Annotated in this window: 14 protein-coding genes and 1 tRNA gene; 11 read left to right on the forward strand and 4 right to left on the reverse strand. The window is 58.9% G+C overall.

Translation table 11 applies throughout. The features are described from left to right. The first annotated feature begins 309 nt into the window (after positions 1–309). The 6 genes from PW789_RS17820 to PW789_RS17845 all read left to right on the forward strand — a co-directional run bounded on the left by PW789_RS17820 (position 310) and on the right by PW789_RS17845 (position 14,523). Positions 310–2,706, forward strand: a complete 2,397-nt coding sequence (locus PW789_RS17820) for a cellulose synthase operon protein YhjQ/BcsQ (protein ID WP_299379152.1) — start codon at positions 310–312, stop codon at positions 2,704–2,706. Continuing rightward, positions 2,703–3,386, forward strand: a complete 684-nt coding sequence (locus tag PW789_RS17825; RefSeq protein WP_299379154.1) for a glycosyltransferase — start codon at positions 2,703–2,705, stop codon at positions 3,384–3,386. The genes PW789_RS17820 and PW789_RS17825 overlap by 4 nt, the downstream gene beginning before the upstream one ends. After that, positions 3,349–7,191 carry a cellulose biosynthesis cyclic di-GMP-binding regulatory protein BcsB gene (locus PW789_RS17830; protein ID WP_299379157.1) on the forward strand — a complete coding sequence of 1,281 codons (3,843 nt, stop codon included), beginning with the start codon at positions 3,349–3,351 and terminating at the stop codon, positions 7,189–7,191. Before PW789_RS17825 ends, PW789_RS17830 begins: the two co-directional genes overlap by 38 nt. Positions 7,192–7,350: 159 nt before the next feature. Next, positions 7,351–8,472 (forward strand): cellulose synthase complex periplasmic endoglucanase BcsZ, encoded by a 1,122-nt coding sequence (gene bcsZ, locus PW789_RS17835; RefSeq protein ID WP_299379159.1) that lies wholly within the window; start codon positions 7,351–7,353, stop codon positions 8,470–8,472. Positions 8,473–8,546: 74 nt separating this feature from the next. Next, complete coding sequence (locus tag PW789_RS17840) at positions 8,547–13,574, forward strand: cellulose synthase subunit BcsC-related outer membrane protein (protein WP_299379162.1); 5,028 nt, start codon at positions 8,547–8,549, stop codon at positions 13,572–13,574. A gap of 259 nt (positions 13,575–13,833) precedes the next feature. Then, complete coding sequence (locus tag PW789_RS17845) at positions 13,834–14,523, forward strand: lipid-binding SYLF domain-containing protein (protein ID WP_299379164.1); 690 nt, start codon at positions 13,834–13,836, stop codon at positions 14,521–14,523. A gap of 114 nt (positions 14,524–14,637) precedes the next feature. Here the strand turns inward: PW789_RS17845 and PW789_RS17850 are convergent, their stop codons facing one another. Continuing rightward, positions 14,638–14,877, reverse strand: a complete 240-nt coding sequence (locus PW789_RS17850) for an anti-sigma factor (protein WP_299379166.1) — start codon at positions 14,875–14,877, stop codon at positions 14,638–14,640. After that, positions 14,874–15,497, reverse strand: coding sequence for a sigma-70 family RNA polymerase sigma factor (locus tag PW789_RS17855; protein WP_299379257.1), 624 nt, complete (start codon positions 15,495–15,497; stop codon positions 14,874–14,876). The genes PW789_RS17850 and PW789_RS17855 overlap by 4 nt, the downstream gene beginning before the upstream one ends. 234 nt (positions 15,498–15,731) lie before the next feature. Between PW789_RS17855 and PW789_RS17860 the strand changes: the two genes are divergently transcribed. The 5 genes from PW789_RS17860 to dinB all read left to right on the forward strand — a co-directional run bounded on the left by PW789_RS17860 (position 15,732) and on the right by dinB (position 22,114). Then, entirely contained in the window at positions 15,732–18,104 is a 2,373-nt protein-coding gene (locus PW789_RS17860) for a transglycosylase SLT domain-containing protein (RefSeq protein ID WP_299379169.1), read from the forward strand. Positions 18,105–18,366: 262 nt separating this feature from the next. After that, positions 18,367–18,630, forward strand: a complete 264-nt coding sequence (locus PW789_RS17865; protein WP_299379171.1) for a hypothetical protein — start codon at positions 18,367–18,369, stop codon at positions 18,628–18,630. A gap of 177 nt (positions 18,631–18,807) precedes the next feature. Continuing rightward, positions 18,808–18,896, forward strand: a tRNA-Leu gene (locus PW789_RS17870). Positions 18,897–19,066: 170 nt separating this feature from the next. Beyond that, entirely contained in the window at positions 19,067–20,758 is a 1,692-nt protein-coding gene (locus PW789_RS17875) for a hypothetical protein (RefSeq protein WP_299379173.1), read from the forward strand. Positions 20,759–20,992: 234 nt separating this feature from the next. Beyond that, entirely contained in the window at positions 20,993–22,114 is a 1,122-nt protein-coding gene (gene dinB / locus PW789_RS17880; protein ID WP_299379175.1) for a DNA polymerase IV, read from the forward strand. A 92-nt stretch (positions 22,115–22,206) separates the two neighbouring features. Here dinB and PW789_RS17885 read toward each other — a convergent pair whose 3' ends face one another. Then, complete coding sequence (locus PW789_RS17885; RefSeq protein ID WP_299379178.1) at positions 22,207–24,879, reverse strand: ABC transporter permease; 2,673 nt, start codon at positions 24,877–24,879, stop codon at positions 22,207–22,209. Next, positions 24,876–25,217: a PadR family transcriptional regulator gene (locus PW789_RS17890; RefSeq protein WP_299379180.1), complete on the reverse strand. Its 342-nt coding sequence runs from the start codon at positions 25,215–25,217 to the stop codon at positions 24,876–24,878. The genes PW789_RS17885 and PW789_RS17890 overlap by 4 nt, the downstream gene beginning before the upstream one ends. Positions 25,218–25,273 lie beyond the last annotated feature (56 nt).

Genomic DNA, 25,273 nt, shown 5'->3' on the forward strand with positions numbered 1-25,273 from the left:
CCTCTTTCAAGTTAGCACATCAGCCCGTGCAAATGGGTTTTGCAGGCGAAGAGAGGAGGGGAGCGTCTCCTCTCTTCGCGGCATATTGGGAGGAAGCACGGAAAATGTCTGCAAAATACAGAAACATCAAGGATCAGGGCCCATGATCGTGACACAAAAGTGCCACGGCGGGTTCATTGACTTGCATGTAGGCGGCCATTAACCTCGTCCTATTGCACGCTGCTGCCGTAGTTGCCTTGCAGCCAGCAGCAGATCCGCCACGGGCGCGTCACGTCAGACCTGAGTGCCCAGGACAGGACGAAAGCGACGATGGAAAAACCTGGCACGGATAAAGTGGAAGATCTCGGCGTTGCCGAGACCCCGGAAGATGTTGCCGTACTGTACTCGTGGGCCAATGTTCATGGAGCGAAATATCGTGATTTTTCGGCTTCTCGGCGAGAGTATCGGGCCCAGCTGCGGCATCGCGCCGCCGAACAGGTACGCCAGCAGGCACTGAACGCGAAGGCGGAATCGGAGGCAGCTGCAGAAGCTGCTGAAACGGTTGCTCTTAAAGCCGTTGCCATGGCTCGTGCGCAGGAGGGGTCGACCTCGGAAGCTGTCGTGAAGCAGAGCTTTCGTGAGGCGGAAGATGCAGCCCGTACCGCTGCCGCTGAACGGATTGAGGCAGCACGGCGTGCCGAAGCAGCCGCAGCCGCAGAGGCCACCGCTCGTATCGAAGAGCGGGAGATCGCGGATGCCCAGGCCCTGGCAGGGCAACAGGCCGCTCAATATGCTGGGGTTGAAAGACGTCGTCGAGCATCGGACGTTGGGGGACGTTCTTCGGAGGCGTTCGAGACGTCTGTTCCGGGTGAAATCTCGGATCCGTATACGCCGGTCGCGACGTCGGCTGCACTTCCCCATGCACCGTCGTCATCTGCGAGTGGAACTCCGGCTCCTGTGCAGGTGGTTGAGAAGATTGCCGCTCAGGATGTAAGCGGCCAGCATCGGCGCCGGCAGGGATATCACCCGGATGAGCCGTCGGGTATCCGCAAGAGCTACCGCGGGCAGGGATTCCAGGCTCCGGCGTTCGATCGCCGTTCTGCCGATATTGTTCGCCCGGCATCGCCGGTGTATCCCCGCATGGACAGCAGCATGCGTCGCCGGGATGGCGACCTTCTTCTTAAGGTGCAGGCTGCAGGGGGCGGCGACACAGGCAAAGGAGATGGATCTTCTGCTGGAGCTGGAGCAGGAGCTGGCTCGGGCACTACAGGTTCGGGCTCCTCGAGCGGAGGACGACGAGTGTTTCCTCCGCAAGCCGGTTCGCAGCGCAGAGAAGAGTCGCGTGAGGCCGCTGAGGCGGTCAGGCCGGTGTTCTCATCATCTCCGGTTGAATCTCCTTCCGAGACTCCCTTCTGGGAGAAGGTAGCCTCGCAGGATCGTGCCGATAGCCTTTTCGGGGACCATAGCAGATCGACAGAGCCTGTACCCGGTTCTGCAAACCCCGACTTCTTCTCCAATTCACAGGTACCGTCCGTCCTGGGTGACTCGGTGTTGGGGGCTCGTCCGGTCTCCCCGTTCTCGCAGCTCTCTTCCTCGCATGAGCCGGTGCGAGGGCGGCGGGCTCATGACGACAGCCAAAATCCGCGCGTGACGGGCTTTTCAGAGGCGCAGGCCGGATCGAATAGCTCGTTTTTTTCGCCGGTTCCTTCTGGAACGGGTTCACCGGAGCTGACCGAATCGGGCAGTAGCGCGGCGCATGGAAAGAGTCCTGCCGGACCGGCATGGTTTTATGCTCCGCCGACTCCGGAGATGGGAAAGACAGTAGCTCCACCTCCCCCATTAGCTTCGGTCGCAGAGACGTTGCAGCACTCGCGCGAGCGGGTGGCGGCGCGCTGGTTTGCGCTCAAAGGCGTCTTTGAACAGCCGGGCAGCGAGATGGTCGAGGCGGTTCCTGCACGTCAGAAGGAAGTTCGTACGCCAATTTTGGCGGTTCTCTCGCTTGCGGGAGGAGTGGGCAAGACGAGCCTGGTCGCCACGGTGGGCCGCTCTCTCTCCTCGCTGGGAGAGAAGGTGCTGTTGACCGACACGACCTCGCACGGTCTGCTTCCGTTTTATTTTGGAGCAAGCGAGCTGCGGCAGGGGGCGGTACGTACCTTCTCGCCTCCGAGCGGAAGTACGGATGCGCCGATCTATCTGGTCAGCTATGAAGTCGGCCAGGAGAAGAGTGATGCCGATCGCGAGAAGCTGGTTGAAGAGATTCTGGCGAGCAGTCGGGGAACGCATCGTATTCTGCTGGATCTCTCGGTTAACTCGGCATGGATTATCCGCAATATTGCACGGATGAGCCCGAAGATTCTGGTGCCGCTGGCGCCGGACATGAACTCTGTGATCAGCCTGCAGTCGATTGAAAAGTTCTTCCAGGGAATGGTGGATGCCGATGGGCGGCCGTTGCAGCCGTACTACGTCATCAACCAGTTCGATGTTTCGCTGCCGCTGCATCTTGATGTGCGGGAGGTCTTACGCCGCCAGCTTGGCGACCGTCTGATGCCATTTGTTATTCATCGGGCACCTGAGGTGAGTGAAGCGCTGGCGGAGGGCATGACGGTGGTCGATTATGCTCCGGAGTCGCCGGTTTCAGGGGATTACATGAACGTCGCCAACTGGTTGCGTGCTGTTGCGGCTCCTGCAGCTGCCGGATTTCGCAATGTTCGCTGGAGCGAGCGATGAGTGACTCGCCGCTATGGCGGGAGTTTGAATCCGGTGATCATGTTCTGGTTCGACTGCTGCGCTTTCTGATTATTGGCGTAGGGTTGGTTTTTCTGTTTTCGACAAGCGTTCTGGAGCTGACCTGGCCTCAGCAGCTGGTGCTGGGTTTGTTGACGGTGCTGGTTGCCATCTGGATGGATCGCAGCTCGAGCACGTACCTGGTTACGCTGACGTTGATGATTGCGTCGATGTACTCGACCTTTCGCTATGGGTTCTGGCGCATGTCGACGACCGTACGCTTCTTTCTGGAACCGGGGTCGAAGTACTCGTTTCTAGAGGCGTTCTTCATCTTCATGCTGCTTCTGGCCGAGGCGTATGCGTTCATCATTCTGTTTCTCGGCTATCTGCAGACGGCATGGCCATTGCGCAGAACACCGGTGCCGCTGCCTGAAGATCCCTCGACATGGCCTTCTGTCGATCTGCTGATCCCGACCTATAACGAGCCTTTGAGCGTGGTGAAGTACACGGCGCTGGCAGCGATGAATATCGACTGGCCGGTGGATAAGCTCAATGTCTACATCCTTGACGACGGCAAGCGCGAGGAGTTCCGCAAGTTTGCGGAAGAGGCCGGCATCGGATATATGACGCGCAACGATAACGCGCATGCCAAGGCAGGAAACATCAACCGCGCTCTCGCCTAGGCTCGATTCGCCGTTTGTGGCAATCTTCGACTGCGATCACGTTCCGACGCGAAGCTTTCTGCAGATGACGATCGGATGGTTTCAGCGCGATACCAAACTGGCAATGCTGCAGACGCCGCATCACTTCTACTCCCCTGATCCGTTTGAGCGGAATCTCAATACGTTTCGCGTCATTCCGAATGAGGGAGAGCTGTTCTATGGCATCGTTCAGGATGGCAACGACTTCTGGAATGCGACGTTCTTCTGCGGCTCCTGCGCGGTGCTGCGCCGTACGGCTCTCGATGAGATCGGCGGTATCGCGGTGGAAACCATCACGGAAGATGCGCATACCTCCCTGCGCATGCAGATGAATGGCTGGAACACCGCGTACATCAATATTCCGCAGGCAGCTGGCCTGGCGACGGAGCGGCTGAGCGGCCACGTCAAGCAGCGTATCCGCTGGGCGCGCGGCATGATTCAGATCCTGCGCACGGATAATCCGCTCTTTGCGAAGGGACTGCGGCCGGCACAGCGTCTCTGCTACTTCAATGCGATGACGCACTTTCTCTATGCACTGCCGCGTCTGATCTTTCTGACGGCTCCCCTGATCTATCTCATCCTGGGGCAGGTCAATGTTCCCGGGTACTGGGCAGCGATTCTGGCGTATGCGTTGCCGCATCTGTTCCTTTCGAATATCACCAACTCGCGTATTCAAGGGCAGCACCGCCACTCCTTCTGGAACGAGATCTATGAGACGGTGCTGGCGCCGTTCATCTTTTTGCCGACGATGCTGGCCCTGGTCAATCCGAAGTTCGGAAGCTTCGATGTGACGGCGAAGGGCGGCGTCGTGAATCGGCGCTTCTTCGACTCCCGCATCGCCCGGCCATTCCTGTTCATGATGGGGTTGAATATCGTTGGCATGCTGATGGGAATTCCGCGCTTCTTCCATATTCCTCTTCCGCTGATTCGCGATCTGTATGACGCAGGCCACGGTGGCACGGTGGTGATGAACCTCATCTGGGTGTGCTTCAACATGGTGATTCTGGGGGTGTGCTCGGCGGTGGCCTGGGAGAATGCGCAGCGGCGCCAGACGGTTCGTATCGAGATGGCGATTCCGGTCGAGGTCAAGATGCCGGATGGAGGCTCCATCAAGGGAACGACGATCGACATGTCGACCGGCGGCCTGATGGCGACGATGGATCAGGGCTTCGACCTCAAGCTGGGAGATCCTGTCAGGCTGGCGCTGCCGGTGCTTGAGGGCACAGCCTCTTTTCCGGGGACGATTATGGAGCTCCGGGGCAACGTTCTGCGAGCACAGTTCGATCCACTCACTCTTCTGGAGGAAGAGGCGCTGACGATTGTGCTCTACTCCCGCGCAGACACATGGCTGGGCTGGGGTGAGAACCGTGAGTCCGATCGTCCGATGAAGAGCCTGGCGCTGATCTTCAAGCTCTCTCTGATTGGTCTGGCCGAGACGGGAAGAAACGTGATGAAGATGCTTCAGAAGTCCGATTCCAAGGGCAAGTCCAAGACGAAGCTGGCGGTCAACAGTGCTCCGCTGATTCTCTTTCTGTTCCTGCTGATGTCGTCGGGACTGCAGGCGCAACGCCCTTCGAGGACATCAGCGGCTGTTCCTGGGGCGGACGTGATGGCTCCTGCGCCGGAGAGGACTGCTGCCACGACCTCACCCGCGAACTTCGATACCACCTTCACCTTCAGCGATCTTGGCGTGCCGGACACGATTGTGTTGCGGGGTGTGGATGCTTATCACACGATCAGCTTTTCGTTGCCCCAGACGCAGGTCGTCAAAGCGGCTACGCTGCACCTGCAGTATCACTTTTCTCCGGGTCTGATCCCGGCATTGAGCCATCTCAAGGTCTCGCTGAACGGCACGGTATTTGCGACGCTACCGGTGACGGTGACTCCGACGCCTCCTGCTCCGGGAGAGGAGCAGGGCCCCCGGCACGAGAACAACGCTCTATTGGAGGCGACTCTAACGCTGCCGGCTGAGATGATGGTGCGCGAGAACCAGCTCACCTTCGAGTTCATCGGCCATTACACAATGGAGTGCGAAGATCCGGCCCATACAACGCTGTGGAGTCATGTGGATGCAACTTCGACGCTGGAGCTTTCGGGAGCGTTGATTCCGCTGAAAGATGATCTCAGGCTGCTTCCCCAGCCCTTCTACGATGCGGCGGTCAACCTGCATCCTTCGATTCCGGTTGCTTTCCTGGGGCAGCCCTCGCCGCGGGCGATGCAGGCTGCGGGGATCGTGACCTCGTGGTTCGGTGTGATCACCAATTCGCGGCCGGTCCGTTTTCCTGTGTCGATCGGATCGATTCCATCGGGCAACGCCATTGTGATTGCGGAGAATGCGGCGGATCTGCCGGTGAGCCTGCGCCCCGGAGTGCCGGGGCCGAGCGTTGCCATGCGAGCCAATCCTTCCGATCCATATTCGAAGGTACTGGTGCTGACCGGAGACAACGCGGATGACCTGTTGACGGCTGCGCTTGGTCTTGCCTTGCAGCGCGATCTCCTCTCCGGGGATACCACGCGCATCGCGTCACTGAAGATGCCGGCGCAGCGTCAGCCCGACGATGCGCCGCGGTGGCTGTCGACAGACCGGGATACACCGATTGGCGAGATCGCACAGACCATCGATCTGCAGGGGGACGGCTCGGTTCCGATGCGCATTTACATGCGCGTGCCGCCGGATCTTTACTACGGCCAGAAGCAATATCTCACGTTCCACCTGGGATACCGGTACAACGGTATTCCTATTTCGAATCAGAGCTCGATGCAGGTGTACATGAACGATGCCTACATCAGCTCGACGCCGTTGCCACACTCCCAGAGCGCTTCGGCGCGCCTGGAGCAGACGATCGGCATTCCGATCGGCGATATGCGTCCCTTTTCGAATACCTTCATGACGCAGTTCATCTTCCTTCTGGCCAAGAACGGGAAGTGCCAGGACACGGCGCCTTACAACATGAAGGCAGCCATCATGAAGGACTCGTACCTCGAGATCCAGGACATTCCGCATTGGACGGCTCTGCCGAACCTGGAGATCTTTGCCAATGCAGGCTATCCCTTTACGCGCCGCGCCGACCTTTCGGATACGGCCGTGGTGCTCCCCGGAACGCCGACAGGAGATGAGATTGAGACGTACCTCACCTTCATGGGGCACTTCGGCAGCCAGACCGGCTATCCGGTCACGAATGTCACGGTGACGGATTCCGATGGGATGAAGGCTGATTCGCGCAAGGATTACCTTGTGATTGGCACGGTTGACGACTCACCGGCGCTGGCGCGCCTGAATCCTTCACTGCCGGTGGTTGTCGACGGCAGCGGACTTCACATTCAGGATACGCAGGGGTTCTTTTCGTCGCTGCAACATGCGTGGTGGAAGGTTCGCAGCTCTGACCGCGTGCAATCGGGAGAGCTGGAGACTGCTGGAGGCCTTCCTGACGCGTTGATCGAGGGTGTGGAGTGGCCAGCGAATTCCGGCCGTTCCGTGGTGCTGGTGGCGCTGCGGGATCATGCGGTCGTGCCGAACTTTCTTTCGGTGTTTCTCAATACGTCGCAGTCTTCGGATATCTCTCAGTCTGTCAGCGTGCTGCATGGACGTCGTTTTGCCTCTTACCGGATCGGCAACGATGTCTACTACGTCGGTTCGCTTTCGTGGTGGACTCACATCAATCTGCTGTTCTCGAAGTATCAGTGGGCGATGGTGGTTGGCCTGTTCTTGATCGCATTCCTGATGGCGACTGTGGTTCGTGCGAGCCTGCGGCGTCGTGCGAAGAAGCGGTTGCAGGGTAATGCTTAAGCGATGAGGTCAACGGCGCCAGCGTCGGCCGGGTTATGGCGGTGGAAGAACCGAGTCTCTTCCGGCTTACTTGCCGGGTTGATGCTGACCGGATGCTCTCCATCTCGTTTATTGGCACAGATCAGCTCCTGGCCGTTATGGGAGAGTTATAGCCGCGCCATGATCGATGATCAGGGGCGTGTGATCGACCATAGCGCGCAGGACCATTCGACCAGTGAGGGCCAGTCGTATGGGCTGTTCTTTTCTCTCGTCGCCAATGACAGAAATCGCTTCGATCGCATTCTGCATTGGACGGAGATCAATCTGGCGCAGGGCGATCTTTCGCAGCATCTACCGGTGTGGCTTTGGGGAAGGGGGCCGGATGGACAGTGGAAGGCGCTGGACCGGAACTCAGCCGCCGACTCCGACTTGTGGATTGCGTATTCTCTGATCGAGGCGGGGCGTCTCTGGCATGAGCCGAGGTACAGTCGACTCGGCCTGTCTTTGGCGGCACAGGTTGCACGCCAGGAGACGGCGCAGGTTCCTGGACTGGGAACGACGCTGCTGCCCGGCATCTACGGTTTTCACCCGGATGAGCAGACATGGGTATTGAATCCGAGCTATCTACCTCCCTTTGTGCTGGCACGCCTTTCAACTGCAGCGCCCTCGGGGCCTTGGGGAGCCGTTCTCGATTCTCTGGGACCAATGCTTGCCCAGGGATCGGGTGCAGGCTATGCGATGGATTGGGTGGTTGCAGGGCAGGGAATTCACCCTTCGGCGACGCCGGCGCAGCGGGCTGCAGGAGATGCAGGTGCGATGCCCATCGGTGGCTTTGAGGCCATACGAGTCTATCTATGGCTCGGCATCGCAGATCCGGAGACGCGTGGAGTGAAGGCGGCGCTGGGGCATATTCCCGCCATGGCGGACTATATTGCGATCCACGGCGCTCCTCCGCAGCTGGTGGATGCCCAGGGCAAGGTTGTGAATCAGTATGCTCCGGCGGGCTTTTTCGCGGCAGCGGCGCCTTATCTTCGCGCGGTGGGACGCGAGGCAGAGGCCAAGGCGCAGCTGGGATCGGCTGGACACGATGCGCGATGCGGTAACGGGTCTCTATGGAAAGAGTGGGGATTACTACGATCAGAATCTTGTCCTCTTCGCTACGGGATGGGAGGAGGGGCGTTTTCGTCTGGATCGGAACGGGATGCTGCGGGTGAGATGGAGGTAAACATTGCGGTATTCCTCGTTATTGGCGAACCAGTAAATACAAGAAAAAACAGACAAAAAACGGTAAAAAGGCGGTAAGCTTCAGTAAAATCCGAGAGCTGTCGGCAGCCGTCGCACGTTCGGCTTTGCGCCCGGAAGAACGACGAGAATTTATGAGTCCGATCAGTCCAACACGAGCCTTTCTGGCGGCCATGCTTCTGGGTGTAGGAACCCTGCCGGTCTTGCTGCATGCGCAGGCGGGTGGCTCAGCGACCCAGGTCCTGTTGGATAAGGCGCATGCCCTCGAGACGAGGGGACGCCTGGATATGGCCTCGCAGGCGTGGCAGCAGGTGCTGCTGTCTGAGCCCAATAACGTTGAGGCGCTGGCTGGCCTGGCGCGCTCTGCGAAGGTCAGTGGAAACTCCGCTCTTGCGGGAACGTATCTTGATCGGCTTCGTGCGATCAATCCGAAAGATTCCAATATCGCGCGCATCCAGGCGACGGACTCGCAGGCCAGCCAGACGGCGCAGCTGCAGCAGGCAGGGAAGTACGCGCAGTCGGGTCAATACAGCCAGGCGATGACGATCTACCGCAAAGAGTTTGGGGAGAATCCTCCTGCGGGGGATTGGGCGCTTGCCTATTACGAGACCGAAGCTGCTATCCCGGAGGATCGCGCCCATGCGATCACGGGACTGCGCGGCATGGTGAAGCGGTACCCGGATGATTCGCGCTACCAGGTAGCGCTTGGGCGGATTCTGACGTACAACCCGCAGACGCGGTCGGAGGGGCGCCGGTTTCTGGAGAAGTACCCCAACGACGTGCAGGCGGTCGAGGCGCTGCATCAGTCTCTGGTGTGGGATCAGTCGAATCCTGCTTCTGCGGCAGATCTTCGAGCGTATTTGTCGAAGCATGATGACCCGCAACTGGCGGAGGCTCTCAAGCGTCAGCCGAAGGGCGGACCTGCTGCGCTGCCGCAGACGCCGCAGCAGATTGCCCAGACGAAGATGGCTCGTGCCCGCAACCAGGAGGAAGCTGCGGCTTACTCGGCTCTCAACGCCAGACATCTTGAAGAGGCGGGTACACGGTTCAAGGAGATCCTCGCAAAGGAGCCTCAGAATCCACGTGCGCTTGCGGGGCTGGGTTATGTCCGGATGCAGCAGGGGAACTTCGGTGGGGCCATCAGCTTTCTGGAGCAGGCGAAACAGTATGGTGCGCGCGATTCCGGGTTGGATGAGGCCCTGGAGAGCTCCCATTTCTACAGTGTGATGGGCGAAGGCCAGATGGCGCTGGCTGACAACGATCTGACGACCGCGGAGCAAAAGTATCAGCAGGCCCTCTCGCTTCGCCCCAACAGCCCCGAGGCTCTGGAAGGACTTGGCGGGACGCTGTTGAAGGCTCAGCAGAATGACGCGGCAGCGCAGGTGTATGAGCGATTCACCAAAGCGCAGCCGGCATCGATTGCGGCGTGGCGGGGTCTGTTTCTTGCGCAGTCGAATGGAGGGAACGCTCCGGGAGCCTTGATTACCGAGAGCAAGATTCCGTCTGCGGTCCGGTTGCAGCTGATGAAAGATATGGACTACCTGCGTTCTCTGGCATCGGATTACTCGGCTGTTGGCCGGGATGCGGATGCGCAGCGTGTGTTGCAGAGCGCGCTGCAACTGCCGTATCCGTCGGGAGGCAACGGTCTCAAGATTGAGACCCAGTTGCAGTACGGCGCCCTGTTGCAGCAGGCGAATCGTCCAGAGCAGGCGGCAGCACTTTACAACCAGGCACTGCGGAGCGACCTGAGCAATGCTCAGGCCTGGCAGGGATTGATCAGAGCGCAGCATGGTATGAAACAGGATGCGGCAGCTCTTCAGTCGCTGCAGAACATGCCTCCCGCGGTCTACCAGGAGGCGATGCGTGACCCCGGCTTCCAGACCACGGTGGCGTCGATCTATCAGGCACAGAACCGGATCGATATCGCGCAGGAGATTCTTGAGAAATCCATCGCCGCACAGATGAAGGCCGGTCAGAAACCTTCGACGGCGGTCCTGCTCCAGCTTGCGGGAATGTACATGGCCCGCAACGACGCGCAGCATGCTTTTCCCATCTATCGCAAGATTCTTACGGCGGACCCACAGCGGACCGATGCGTGGAAGGGGCTGATCACGGTGCTTCACGGCACGGGGCGTGATCAGGATGCACTGGCACAGATTCAACAGATTCCGCAGACGACGCGCACCCAGCTGGAGAGCGATCCGGAGTATCTGCAGGCGGTGGCCGGGGTTTATAACGGGCTGGGGCAGCCGCAGCAGGCGATGATTTACATGCAGCGGGTGCAGCAGCACTACGCTGCGCAGCATGCCGCTCCTCCAGCCGATATCGATATCCAGGATGCGTGGCTGCTCTACAACGGTGGCAACGATGCGGGACTTTATCGCCAGCTGATGCTGCTGGGTGGACGCCCGGACCTCACCGACGAGCAGCGGCGGACGGTGCAGACGATCTGGTCGAACTGGGCGGTGCGCCGTGCCAGTCAGACCGCGGCGACTGGCAATACCAAGCGCTCTCTGGCAATTCTCAACGCCGCGGCGAAGGCCTTTCCGGACAACCCTGGGGTGGTGCGTGCGCTTGCGACGGGTTACGCCCGTGCCGGGCAGCCCAAGCAGGCGATCGCAATCTTTCATGCGCAGGATATGACGGCTGCGTCTTCGACTGACTATAAGTCGGCCGTCGGAGCGGCATTGGCTGCGGGAGACAAGAAAGACGCCGAAATCTGGCTGCGCTATGGGCTCGATCAGTACCCGCGCGACGCAGAGATGCTGAATCTTGCGGCGCGATTTGAGCAGGCGAGGGGGAACAATGGCCGTGCTGCGGATTACTTCAAGGCCTCTCTGGCAGCCATGCCTCCGGGAGATCCGGGAGCAGAGCTTGCGAATGAGTTGAGCCAGCCCGCCCCGGTGCGCGGCCTGCCCAGCGCAGGGCATGCAGCAGATCTGTCCGATCTTCTTGGTGTTCCAGAAGACGGAGATACCGACGGATCGCCACGGGAACCGGCCAAACCTTACCTTCCGAGTTATTCGAACTACTATGGGCAGGCACCGGTCCAGGTCAACACGCCCTACTCGGGACATTCGAGTGTCGTACCGCAATATATGTCGAACCCGGCGGCGAGGCATCCGAGGAGCGCGGAGGGTATGCCGGGCGAGTATGTACCGTCGACCTCGGCATCGGCGCTGCCTCCGGTGTCCCCGAGCGGTGTCAGCCAGCCCCCGGCAGAAGATATCGTCGCCTACGGAGCACCAACGGCGGCCAACGATCGCGAGCGCGATCAGGCGTTGAGTTACGCTACGCCGTCGGCTTCTGGAGCTGGCCGTTCGCAGGATGTCTACGGGCCGTATGTTCCGTATGTACCGTCAGCGAATGCTGCGCAGTCGGCGCTTGCGGCACCAGCTGAGGCGCTGAACAATCCTGCCTGGGGATACACGCCGTCTCCGACTGCCGTTCGGCTGGGAGATGCGACTCCTCATGGAATGCCCCAGCAGAAAGATGTGACTGATGTTCTGCCGACGACGCGGTACGTCCCCAATGCTCATGTGGGTGCATCGCGTTCGGGGCGGCCAATGGTGGGGCAGAGCAGCCCTCCGCAGGATGACCTGGTGACGCACAACGCGCAGTATGCGCCTGGCGCACAGGCAGGGAACCAGAACGGCGATAGCTATGGACAGCAGTATCCCCAGCCGGGACTGGCGCCCCGCCGCTCGACGCCTCGCCGCAAGCTCCCCGCTCAGCCGGCGGCGCCTGCGATCCCTGCGGCTGCTCCCGCACCAACGCAGGAGTCGCTCGGATATCCCTCGGTAGCTCGTCCGCTGACGGACTCCGGCTATCCGACGCTGACCCCGATGCCGTCGCAGGATCAACCACCGACGGACTCCCAGCTGATGGCCAGACAGGTGCCCCCGCTGCGTGGATCTTATGGCGATTCCGGTGTCGTTCCGGGGGGGCAGATGTCGCCGCGCGAAAAGACCGAAATGGAGCTTGCTGCCATTGAAAGCTCCTACTCCGGCTGGGTGGGGGGAGCTGCAATTGGACGTTATCGCAGCGGCAATGCGGGTTTTGATCGGCTGAACGACACGGAGGCTCCCCTGGAGGCTTCAGTCGTGATGGGAAAATCCGTGCGTGTTTCGGTCATCCCGCGTGCGATCTTTCTTAGCTCGGGAGTCATCGATGTCGCCCAATTCCAGAGCCAGAGCGGCGGAACGATTCCCGTGCTGGGCACGCTACCCGGCAATGCTCTTATAGCTCCGGCCGAGCAGTTTTCTTCGGGTGTTGGTGGCGAGTTGCAGCTTGTGTCACAGAACATCGGGCTCTCGATCGGCTACACACCGTATGACTTTCTCGTTTCGAACGTGATCGGCCATTTCCGTCTGCGCCCCCTTGGAGGGCCGATCTCGTTCTACGGCGATCGCGACTCCGTGAAGGATACGCAGCTGTCCTATGCCGGACTTCGCGATCCCGGAACGATCTCGGCTCTCTACTCCGGCAACATCTGGGGCGGTGTGGTCTCGACTGGCGGAGGTATCCGCTTCGAGAAAGGGGATGAGCGCGCAGGCCTGTACGCGCAAGGTGGAGGAGCGGTCATCGATGGACACCACGTTCTGGAAAATCGTCGCTATGACGGTACGCTGGGAGCGTACTTCCTTGCGCATCGTTGGCCGGAGTACGGCAAGCTGAATATCGGCGTGAACCTGTTCGGCATGCACTACGACTATAACGAGCAGGGAATGAGCTACGGCAATGGCGGCTACTTCAGCCCCAATGCCTACTTCCTGGCGTCGGTTCCGTTTACCTTTGAAGGCAAGTACGGCAAGAACTTCAACTACACCGTCAACGGGAGCGCTGGCATCCAGACCTTCCAGGAGTCTTCAGCACCGTACTACCCGCTCGACCTTCCGTTGCAGACAGCATCGAATAACGCGTACTATTCGCAGTCGAGCGATACCGGCCTGAACTACGGCGTCGATGCTCAGGGAGCGTATCGTTTCGGAGATCGCTGGTATGTCGGCGGATTTCTCACCGCCAACAACACCCGCAACTACAACCTGGTGACGGGTGGATTCTATGTGCGCTTTATGTTCAAGCCACAGGTCGGTACCGAAGGCGGTCCGCGGGGCCTCTTCCCGATCAACACTGGATTCCGTCCTCTGCGCGTACCGTAAAGCGGCCCGTCCTGAGCGTGTGACGCCTAAATGTGGCTGCGACGAGTTTTACATGGTCGCACTCTCCATGATTTTTTTCATTTTGTATTTTTCATCCAAGAAACTTAACTTGCCTTGTCGGGGTGGATCAGGTAATTCCTTGTAGCTACAAGCAACTGCCGAGGCAAGGTGTGCCGTCGTATGCGTGAGGCCAAAAGCGGTGCAATAGCCTCTAAGGCACCTAGTTGCAATTATGAAGAGAGTAAGAGGAGACAAAAAGATGAAGCGATTGACGATTCTGTCAGCCTGCATGATGCTAGCGCTGCCGATGATGGCGCAGCAGAAGGAACAAGACCGGATCAAAGAATCGGGCCTGGTTCTCAAAGACATTATCGAAATGCCGGATAAGGGCATTCCCCACGACCTTCTGGATAAGTCGGCGTGCGTGATCGTATTCCCTTCGGTGAAGAAGGCAGCCTTTGTTGTTGGCGGCAGCTATGGCCGCGGCGTGATCACCTGCCGTACCGGTAAGAATTATGCCGGGCCGTGGAGCGCACCTGCGATGTTTGCCCTCGAAGGCGCAAGCTTCGGTTTCCAGATCGGTGGTCAGGCTACCGACTTCGTTCTGCTGGTGATGAACGATAAGGGAGCCCGCTCCGTCATGTCCAGCAAGGTAAAGATCGGTGCTGATGCTTCGGCTGCTGCGGGACCGGTTGGCCGTAACGCCAGTGCAGAGACCGATATCGTCCTGAAGGCTGAGCTCCTCTCCTGGTCCCGTGCCCAGGGTCTGTTCGCCGGCATCTCGCTGGCAGGTTCGACGCTGCGTTCCGATGATGGCGCGAACAAGTCGCTCTATGGTTCCGAGCTTAGCGCCCAGGACATCGTCTTTGGCGGCAAGGTTAAGGCACCGGCTGCTGCGCGTGGTCTGCTTGGTGAGTTGACCAAGATCACACCGCATCATCAGCAGTAGTTAGCTGCAGATTAAATAACGGCAAGGGCTTCGGTTTTGCGTCATTTCGACAAAAAAGCCGAAGCCCCTTCCTTTTGGAAGGGGCTTCAAAAGTCTTGCCTGCAACTTGATGGCTTAGGTTTTGCTGGCCAAACACTTGGTCATGATGGCTGAATGCAGGCGTTCGCGCAGGTCATCCGAGATATCGTAGATCTCGTTGCCGCGGTAGACCTCGATGGTCTGCCGTGTGGTGTTGAGGACGACGCGACAGTGACTGCACTCGCCAAGATGGGCGCGAACCTCTTCTAGAAGCTCAGGAGGAATCTGGCCGTCGAAGTAGTCGGTGAGCTGGCTGAGAAAGTCGGTGCAGTTCATGCGGGTTGTCCTTCCTTATGCCCAAAATACCTGCTGAGGCGCTCGCGAAGTTGAAGGCGGGCCCGCAGGAGGCGCGATTTTACAGCGGGTACGCTCAAGCCGAGTGCCTCCGCAGTCTCTTCGGTAGAGAGATTTTCGATGTCGCGGAGGGTGAAGACGGTCCGAAATCCGGGAGGAAGTCCCTGGATGGTCTTGCGCAGGATGTCTCCCAGCTCATTCTGATCGAAGATCTGTTCAGGATTCGGGCGCCACTCGGCAAAGTCACGAGGGATGGAGCCTTCTTCAGTCTGAACGTCTTCGTCCATTGAGACTGTCTTGCTGGTCTTACGCTTGCGCAGGCGCATGAGACTCTCGTTGACGGCGATTCGGACAAGCCAGGTCGAGAACTTAGAGTTTCCCTGGAACTGGTCCAGCTTCTCGTAAGCCTTGAGAAAAGCGTCCTGCGTGATGTCTTCAGCGTCTTCACGATTCTGAGTTATGTGCTGCGCAACACGAAAGATCTGGCGTTCGTACTGCCGGACCAGCTGCTCGAAAGCAGCTGTATCTCCACTTTTGGCGCGCTCGACCAGAGCGACGTCGGGATGGATCTCTTCCGTTCCTGGGGATTGGATGGCGGGCATGAGCAAAAGGTGCGTTATTCCTTACTTGACCGAGAGGTTTGCTCCCCATTTGGGGGGCCGATCAAGACAGCTTTCATACTAAATGCCTGCAGGAGAACCGGCAAAGCCTATAAGGGGGGCCGTCTGCCGGGATAAGCCCGATGTATCTGTGCAGATTCCGGTTCGTAGAGTCCTTTCGGCATCCCCTCTGCCGCGTCATACATTGAAGGAGTAGCAATGTTGCTCTGAGAGGTCATGTTGACGGTTCGCAGTAAGTTTCTGATATTTGCTCTGCCTGGTTGCCTGCTGGCCGGTTTGGTGTGCCCTTCGGCGCAGGGATACCAGTCTTCGGCTAAGCCGAAGTCGCAGACCAAATCATCGAGCAGCAAGAAGGCTCCTGCGAAGTCGTCGTCCAAGACCTCAAAGTCCAAAGCTGCAACCGGGTCAAAGTCCAAAGCCGGGACGCACTCTTCCTCCAAGACCTCGTCCAGAGCCTCCTCGAAAAAGAGAAGATCGAAGCCGACAGCACAGACAATTCGTCTGACGACGGCATTCCATGCGTCGGAGCAGCTTCGTCCCATGGCGCAACAGCTGGCAGCTGCTCGTTCTGCTGCTGCTTACTCTGGCGTTGAATCGTATGCCCACGGCCACCCCGGAGAAGCGGCCGCAACGGCGTGGCTGGCGATCGGACATGCGTATATGCTGGACCGCCGGTATCCGGAGGCGATGTCCGCATTTCGCCAGGCCAGCACGAGCGGTAAAGCGTTGGATGATTATGCGGACTATCTTGGAGCACAGGCTGCGCTGGCGGCTAACCAGGGTGCAGCTGCATACAGCCTGCTCGATCGCTTTGCGGAGAGGCATCCGGACAGCATCTTCGTGGCGACGGCTCCTACCTTACTTGCGAATGCTTATCTGCAGCAGAATAATCCGCAGAAGGCGATTGCTACACTTCAACCGCTGGCGGAGACTGCCCAGGGAGCACATAGCGATTTCCGCTACGCGCTTGGTCGCGCCTACCAGCTCGCCGGTGATGTCGGCCACGCTGCGCCGATGTTTCGTAGTGTCTATGTCAAATACCCGCTAAGCGGGGAAGCACCTCAGGCGAAGGCCCAGCTTGACGCCATGGGTGTTCCGTTGACCGCAGTCGAACGCAAGATTCACGCCGACACACTGTTCAACGCAAAGCGCTACACCGACGCGAGCCAGGAATATCACGATATCGCGCGTAACGATACAAGCCTCTCGCAGTCGGATAAAGATTCGCTGGCTATCTATGCCGCAGTGTGCGAGATGAAGCTGAAGCGCATTGGACGGCGCGATGTAGAGCGTCTGCCGCAGACGGCGGATGATACCGCAGCCGCGAAGCTCTACATGCTTGCGGAGATCTCCCGCAGCGAGAAGAAGGAAGAAGAGCACACGGAAGTGCTCAACACGCTGATTAAGCAGTTTCCCAAGAGCCGATGGCTGGAAGAAGCGCTTTATTCCGGCGGGAATATGTATCTGCTGAAGCACGATTATCAGCAAGCGATCTATCACTACAAGATGCTTGTGGATCTCTTCCCGAAGAGCTCGTACGCTCCTTCGGCACATTGGCGGGTTGCGTGGATGAACTATCGTCTGCGCAACTACCCGGAAGCTGCCCGGCTGATGGATGAACAGATTGTGCGCTATGGTGCAGGCATTGAGGCGCCAACGGCGCTCTATTGGCGTGGGCGCATCTACGAGGATGAAGAGCACAATTCCGGCCAGGCGCTGAACTACTACCGTTCTCTCTCAGAGAGCTATACAAATTACTACTACGCAGGTCTCGCACGGAAGCGCATCGCCATGCTGGCATCGAGCGCGCCAGCGGTACCTGCTGCCGAGGCGCTGGCGTCGGTCCGTCCATTGATTATCCCGACTCTTACGGGAGAGTTGCCGGAAAACGAGCCACATCTGATTAAGGCTCGTCTCCTGGCAAACGCGGCGCTTAACGAATATATCGGCCCTGAGATTCAGGCGGGAGCTGGTTCAGAAGAGTGGGGTGTCTTTGCGCAGGCCGATATCTACAACTCGTTTGGAGAGACGACCCGCGCTTTGCAGTCCATGAAGCGCAGTGGAATTTCGTTCTTCTCCCTCCCGGTCAGCAAGGTTCCGATGGCCTATTGGAAGATTCTGTTCCCCCGTCCGTACTGGGCGGAACTGAGTGCCAATGCGCAGAAGAATAATCTTGATCCTTATCTTGTTGCTTCTCTCATCCGCCAGGAGTCAGAGTTCAATGCAGGCGCCGTCAGTCATGCAAATGCTTACGGTCTGATGCAGTTGCTGCCTTCGGTAGGGAAGTCGCTTGCGAAAAAGCAGGGGCTAAAAGGGATTGGTACAACACAGCTTCTCAACCCCTCGATCAACCTGCAACTTGGTACCTACAATATGCGCCTGGTGATCGACCGTTACAGCGGCCAGCTGGAATATGCGCTTGCTTCCTACAACGCCGGCGATGTTCCGGTTCGACAGTGGATGGGGTCGAGCGATTACAAGGATATCGCCGAGTACGTAGAGTCGATTCCATATACCGAGACGCGGGAGTACGTGCAGGCCATTCTGCGCAACCAGCAGATCTATCACGAGGTGTATGCGGGACATTGATTCGCATCTGCCGTTGGATCGACCTGCGGATCGTAGATTTGATGCGCGGAATATTTAGTTCAGCATGGACTCGCTCCGGTACTCCCCAAAAGTGGCGGTTGACAGCAGCCGAAAATCGGATATGCTTTGCACCATAACTTGTGCATCTCGCGATGCTGGACACAACAAGGCCGGTAAGGTGTGCAGATCCCGCGAAACTGGTGTCCAGTACAAACGCGGCATGCGCTCGAAATAGCCTCAACGATGTTGCGGATGGGAGCCTATGATCGCAGAATTGAACCTTCTCGAAGAATGGATTCCGGAACAGATGCAGCCGGGCACATTGTTTCTCCTGGAGCAGGCGGGGGATCTTGGGCACAGCGAGAACCCCTATTGGGCTGTGCTGGCCTGCCCGTCCTGTGGCTCTCTCGGGCTGATTACCCGACAACAATGTGCGGGGCTTGAGACGATGATCTGCGGTTCGGACTCGTGCTCTGCCGAGTATTTCCTGAATGAAAAGGCTATCTGCTATCGCCGTCCTCACTGAGTTGCCGTCATCCTCGATACGAACAAGGCTGGCGATGTCATGACGTCGCCAGTTGAGTGTGTCACCGTTGATTCAGAGAGCCTCTTTTCTTCCGTGCTGACATGTCTGTATGTGGCTTCTCGGCGTTTCCTTCCGATGCGTTAACATTGAGTTGTAAAGCGCTCTTGATGGAGCTTAGCCCGGATGGTGAAATCGGCAGACACAGCGGACTTAAAATCCGCAGACCTTAACCGGTCGTGGGGGTTCAAGTCCCCCTCCGGGCACCAATCAAGTAATGACTTTTGTCTGATTTTCAGTATTGAGCGTAGTCCTGGTTGCTGGCTACGCATAGCAAGCTTAGCGATCCTTGCTCGAGGTCTTCGCGAGAGAGTTATCGTATCGCCTGTTTCGCGCTTTTTGAGACGCGAGCGGCCGTCCCGGTGAATAATTCTCTGTGATGAAAATAACAACCGCTCCTCTCAACCGCCGCGATCTCATCCTGGGAGCCACGTCCGCTGCATCGCTTGCGGCGATGCCTATTCGAGCTCAATCCGTAAAAGGGACGCTGCCATTCCTTGACCTTCGCGAGGCTCCAATATCTGTAGTCGCGTATGCAGGGGAGGGCAACGCGCGCGAATTGGCCCGTTCCGGCAGTGGATGGAGCTCCGGTGATGTAGTCGTCACCCTGGACATTGCACAGAAGGGAACTGTCGTATCGCTTGCCTCTCCGTCGATGGAGCTTACCCACCTACGGCTTCGCTGGAGCATTCAGCACCCCGAAGATATCGCGGTGCTGGGTGATGCCTGGGAACGCTCTTATGGGGATCTTGGCTGGCGCAATGTGGTTCCCGAACGTCCGTTGCCCTGGTACGCAGCGATTCATCGAGACGAGATAACTCACTGCTATGGAGTTCAGACGGGCGGTGCCAGCCTGGCTTTCTGGCAGGTTGATGCTGGGGGAGTTACGCTTTGGCTCGACGTGCGGAATGGAGGGAGCGGCCTTCTACTCGGAGCACGGATTCTTAAGGCGGCCACACTGATCGCTCGTCGCGGCGAGCGCGGGGAGTCGATTCACGCGGCACTGTCTTCCTTCTGTGGCAGCATGTGCCCTAAGCCTCGTCTGCCAAAGACGACCGTCTATGGATCCAACGACTGGTACTACGCCTACGGTAAAAACACCGCGGAAGGAATTCTCCGCGATGCTGAGCTGGTCGTCTCTCTTGCTCCTGCAGGCGGTCCGAAGCCTTTCGCCATCGTCGACGACGGCTGGCAAAACAAGCAGGCGTTCCCCGATATGGCAAAGCTTACAACGCAGATTCGTTCGAAAGGGGCGCAGCCAGGACTCTGGATTCGCCCACTCCGGGCGCATGAGGGAACCAATCGCAAACTACTTCTTCCCGATGCTCGCTATGGACGGCGCGAGGACCGTTTCAACGACCTCGCCTTCGACCCCACGATTCCGGAGGCGAACGAAGCCGCGGTCAATACTATGCGGGATGCCGTACGCTGGGGCAATGATCTGGTGAAGCATGACTTCTCGACCTATGAACTCTTCGGAGCGTGGGGAAGCGAGATGGGGCCATCGATCACAACGAGCGGCTGGCACTTTAACGATCGCTCACTTACCAACGCCGAGATCGTGCTCAACCTGTATCGCGATTTGCGTGAGGCTGCGGGCGAGCAGACGGTCATTGTCGGCTGCAACACGATCGGGCACCTCGCTGCTGGTCTGTTTGAGGCCAATCGAACCGGCGATGACGTTAGCGGCAAAGCGTGGGAGCGCACCCGCCGCATGGGTGTCAATACGCTCGCTTTTCGGCTACCGCAGAACCGCGCCTTTTTTATTGCGGATGCCGATTGCGTGCCAATCACCAAGGCCATTGCATGGCGGAAGACGCGTATGTGGCTTGACGCGGTGGCACGCAGCGGGACCGCGCTGATTGTCTCGGCCGAACCCGGCGCGGTCGATGCCGAGCAGCGTGAGAGCCTGCGGGAAGCCTTCGCTACGGCATCGGCAATCCCTGCCGGCGCTGCCGACGACATGCTTTTATGCAATGCTCCACAGCACTGGACATGTCAGCAGGGTCGTCAGATAACGAAGGCCGCCTATCAGTGGGATGAGAACGGTGCATCGCCCTTCGCTATCTAAAACGTGAAGGCGATGAATGCGTTTGATCTGCGCTTGAGCTGGCAAGCGAGACATCTGGGCGAACGTAAGGCGAATATGGGACAATCTTTAATGAGGATTTGAACATGCGGACACGAGCTCCTAGGACAGCATGGAAATCTGTCTTTCCGAAAGCAAACGGTCGTCCGCTCGTTATCGGAAGAGAGCTCTTGCGGGACGTATTCGCAGATCACTACGGAACGTACAAGGTTTGTCATGAGTGACGGCCGAGTCGGCGTGCTTGGTGCCCGCAAGATCGTTCATGTGGACATGGACGCCTTCTATGCGTCGGTGGAACAGCGAGACGATCCAGGTCTTCGTGGCCGCCCCGTGGTTGTTGCCTGGAAGGGCAAACGCTCTGTCGTGTGTGCGGCTTCTTATGAGGCGCGGCGGTTCGGTGTGCGCTCGGCGATGCCGGCTGTGAGTGCGGAGCGACTCTGCCCCGACGCGGTGTTTGTGCCTCCTGATTTTGTCCGCTACAAAGCTGTCTCGCAGGCGGTACGTGAAATTTTTCAGCGGCACACGGATGTCATCGAGCCTTTGTCTTTGGATGAGGCGTACCTCGATGTCACAACGAATAAGACGGGACTGCCTACGGCTACTCGCGTTGCAAAGACCATCCGTCAACAGATTCGCGATGAACTGAATCTGACTGCTTCGGCGGGCGTCGCGCCGAACAAATTCCTGGCAAAGATCGCCTCCGACTGGCACAAGCCGAATGGGTTGTTCGTGATTCAGCCCCATGAGGTGCAGGAGTTTCTGCTCACCCTTCCGGTTGGACGCATCCCAGGCGTTGGAAAGGTCACAGAAGCGCGCATGGAGAAAGCAGGCATCAAGCTTGTAGGCGATATCTTCGTGATGGATCTCGCGGCACTCGAGTGTGAGTTCGGTAGCTATGCGTGGCGGCTGTATGAGCTGGCTCGCGGAATCGATCACAACCCCGTCGTCTCCAATCGCGTGCGTAAACAAATCTCAGCCGAAGATACGTTTCCGGACGATATTCCGCTGGCGGAATGCGAGGCACACATCCGTCGCCTGGCAGAAAGGGTTTGGGGCGCGTCGAAAGACAATGCGCGTGAGGCTAAGACGGTGGTGCTCAAGCTAAAGACCAAGGAATTTCAATCGCTCACGCGCAGCCTGACGTTACGCAGACCGATTCCCACTTGTGATGTTTTAGCGGCGACAGCATGGGCGTTGTGCGAGAGGGTCACGCTTCCTCGTGAACAACTCTATCGCCTGGTAGGTGTCGGGCTCAGCAATTTTCTGCTGGAGCAAGAAGGTATGCGGAGTGAGACGGCGGTCGATGCGCCTTCATTGCTGTCGGAGATGCTTCAGTAAGAGGCGTCGGAGATGAAAACTGCTTTTCCTGATGCAAACGGGATGCTTTGTGACGGCGACCTCGTTTGTGAGGCGATGGGTCGTTTCTACGTTTACTCCGCACGAAGCGTCTCCAGCGGATTGGCATAAGCTGCGCGCATGGCGGGTAGAAGGCATGCGGCGGCAGCGCCCAGGAGCAGAAGTCCGGCAGCAGGCGCGAAGACCCACGGGGAGTGATTGCCTGCGGGCATCCAGTGGGCAAGCAGGTGTTGCGCTGCGAGGTGGATCGCAAATCCGGCGACGATGCCGCAGGCGATGGTGGCGAACATTGTGCTGGCGACGGTCCAAATGATGTGGCTGCGCTGAGCGCCGAGCGCCATGCGAATGCCAAGCTCATTGCGGCGTCGTCCCACGGCAAAGAGCACGGTGCTGGCGATGCCAAAGAGCGATAGCGAGAGCGCGAGGACGCCGAAGAAGGTGAACAGGACGGAGAACATATGCTGCTGCACCCAGACGGTCTGCCCGGTCAGGGCCTCGTCGAGGGTTCCGATCTCGTTGCCGAAGATGCGCTGTGACGCATTGACGTTGTGAAGCGCGGCGCGCAGTGGCCGTTCGAGGGTGCGTGGATCGGTCTCGGCGCGGAAGAAGATGCGTGTGGTGTACCACATGAAGGTGGAGTAGGGGACGTAGACGGCAGGAAAGACGGGGCGCTCCAGGCCATCGTTGCGCGCGTCGGCGACGACGCCTACGATCTGCCGCCATTCGCCACTGTTGGGTGAGGTGATGGTCTTGGAGCGCCCGTCGTTCCTGAGGCCGTCGGTGCGTATCTGCTGGCCGATGGGTTCACGTCCGCCGAGATAGCGCTGAACGAAGCTCTCGTTGACGATTGCCACGAAGTCGCCGCGACGATTTTCGTCGGCGGTCCAAAGGCGGCCGCGCGTGAGCGGGGTCTTCACGGTTGCAAAGAATTCGGGGCTGATGAGGTGTACGAGCGAAGGGTACTGCTCGGGCCTGGTCTGCTGGCCGAGCAGTTCGATGATGTACGGCTTGCCCATTCCACCGAAGGGCTGCGAGGGAGGGATGAAGCTTGAGAGGATGCTGGCGGACTGAACGCCGGGAACGGCGGCGACTGCGTTGCGCAACTGCTCGATGTAGCTTGTGTAGGCAGGCTGGTTCTTGTTGGGATCCCATTTGAGCGGCACGGAGACGAACCCGACGTTGTGCGGATCGTAACCGAGCTTCATCGAAGTCAGCCGCATGAATCCGGTGACGGCGGCTCCTGCGACGCCGAGCAGCAGCAGCGTAAGCGCAACCTGGGCGCCGATGAGCATGTTGAGTGAATGGCCGCCGCTGGAGCTGAGTGTTCGCGAGCGGGACTGGATCATCTGCGAGACGTCGGGACGCGAAAACCGCAGAGCAGGGGCAAGACCGAAGAGGATGCCGGTGATGAGCGCGAGCGCGATGGAGAAAGCGAGGATGCGCCAGTTCATGCCGATGGCGGCTTCCTGCGGAAAGATGCCGGGCATGAGCTTGAGTGGAAGGTTTGCGAGCCAGAAAGAGAGCGCCGTGCCGAGCGCGGCACCGATGAAGGCGATGGCGAGGGACTCGATGAGCAGCTGGCGCATGAGTCTCAGGCGACTGGCGCCGATCGCGGCTCGGATGGAAAGCTCGTGCTGGCGTGCTTCGCCGCGAGCGAGCAGAAGGACGGAGCAGTTGGCGCAGCCTATGAGCAGGAGAAAGACAACGGAGGCGAAGAGGAGCTTCACGGCCTGACCGGTGCGATGCATGTAGGGTGCTGCGATGGGCTCGACGTTGACATGGAAGTCGTCAGGGAAGTGCAGTGGCGTCTGCTGCTTGAAATGTTTGACGTAGGCCTGGAACTCTTCGCCGGCTGTTGCTGGCGTGACGCCGCGACGCAGCTTGATGAGTGGGAACAACGCGGGGGCGCGTGATGCGCTCCACGGAACGTAGGCGTCGACGTTGCCGACGGTCTCGGTAAAGGCGAAGCGGGCAGGCATGACGCCGATGATGGTGAGGTCGGTATGACTGAGCTGTAACGTGTGTCCAATGACAGACGGGTCGCCTCCAAATCGGCGCTGCCAGTATTTGTAGCCGAGGACGATGACGTTGCCGGAGCCGTCGGACGGCCGCAGTCCACGGCCGAGTAGAGCGTTGACGCCCAGGAAGTCATTCATGTTGGGCGTGACGTAGGCGGTGCCCACGTCTTCGGGAAAAGCACCGCCGGTTTCAGGCTGAGCGCCGAGCATGAAGCCCAGTACGCTGTCGACGGACTTTGCTTTGAGGAAGCTCTCATACTGTGCAGGCTCAAGCGCGAACCATGTCGGCACCAGCGGCTGCTTCAGATCGATGAGTGACGGGTTGACGATACGCTCGGCGTCGACATAGGGGAAGGGATGAAGCAGTGCGGAGTCGATGAGATTGAAGATCGCGGTGGTGGCACCGATCCCAAGCGCGAGCGAGATGACGGCGGCAAACGAGATCATCGGATGACGATAGAGAGAGCGAAAACCGTAGCGAATGTCGCTGCCGATCTCGTACAGCGGCCGCAGGCCGATCGCCGCGCGGTATTTTTCCTTCTGCACATCGGCGCGGCCGAAGGCGATCTTTGCCTGGCGCATAGCTTCAGAAGGCTCGACTCCGTTTTCGATGAGGTGGTCGGCATGGGCGTTGAGGTGAAACTCAAGCTCTTGCTGAACTTCGCGGTCGATCTGCGAACGGTGTGCGAGGGCCTGCCACCAGGAGCGGATACGGGAGCGCAGGCTCATAGCGTCTCCGGTGTGGCGCTCAGCACAGTGCCGACAACATCGGTCATCTGGGCCCACTTCTCGGTTTCGAGCCTGAGCTGCTTCCGGCCGGCGGCGGTCAGTTGATAAAACTTGGCCCGGCGATTGTTCTCCGATGAGCCCCATTCGGATGCAATCAGGCCTTTATGCTCCATGCGATAGAGCGCGATATAGAAGGAGCCCTGCGGGATTTCGAGCTTGCCGCCTGCAATCTGCTGGATGCGCAGCAGGATGCCGTAACCGTGCAGTTTGCCAAGCGAGACGGATTTGAGGATCAGCACCTCAAGCGTGCCTTGCAATAGATCCACTTTACGGCCCATGTCGACGCTCTCCTATTGAGAATAGGAGAGTAAGCCTTAGTAGGTTTTCCAGTCAA

The sequence above is a fragment of the Edaphobacter sp. genome (assembly GCF_028283685.1).
Lineage (GTDB): Bacteria > Acidobacteriota > Terriglobia > Terriglobales > Acidobacteriaceae > Edaphobacter.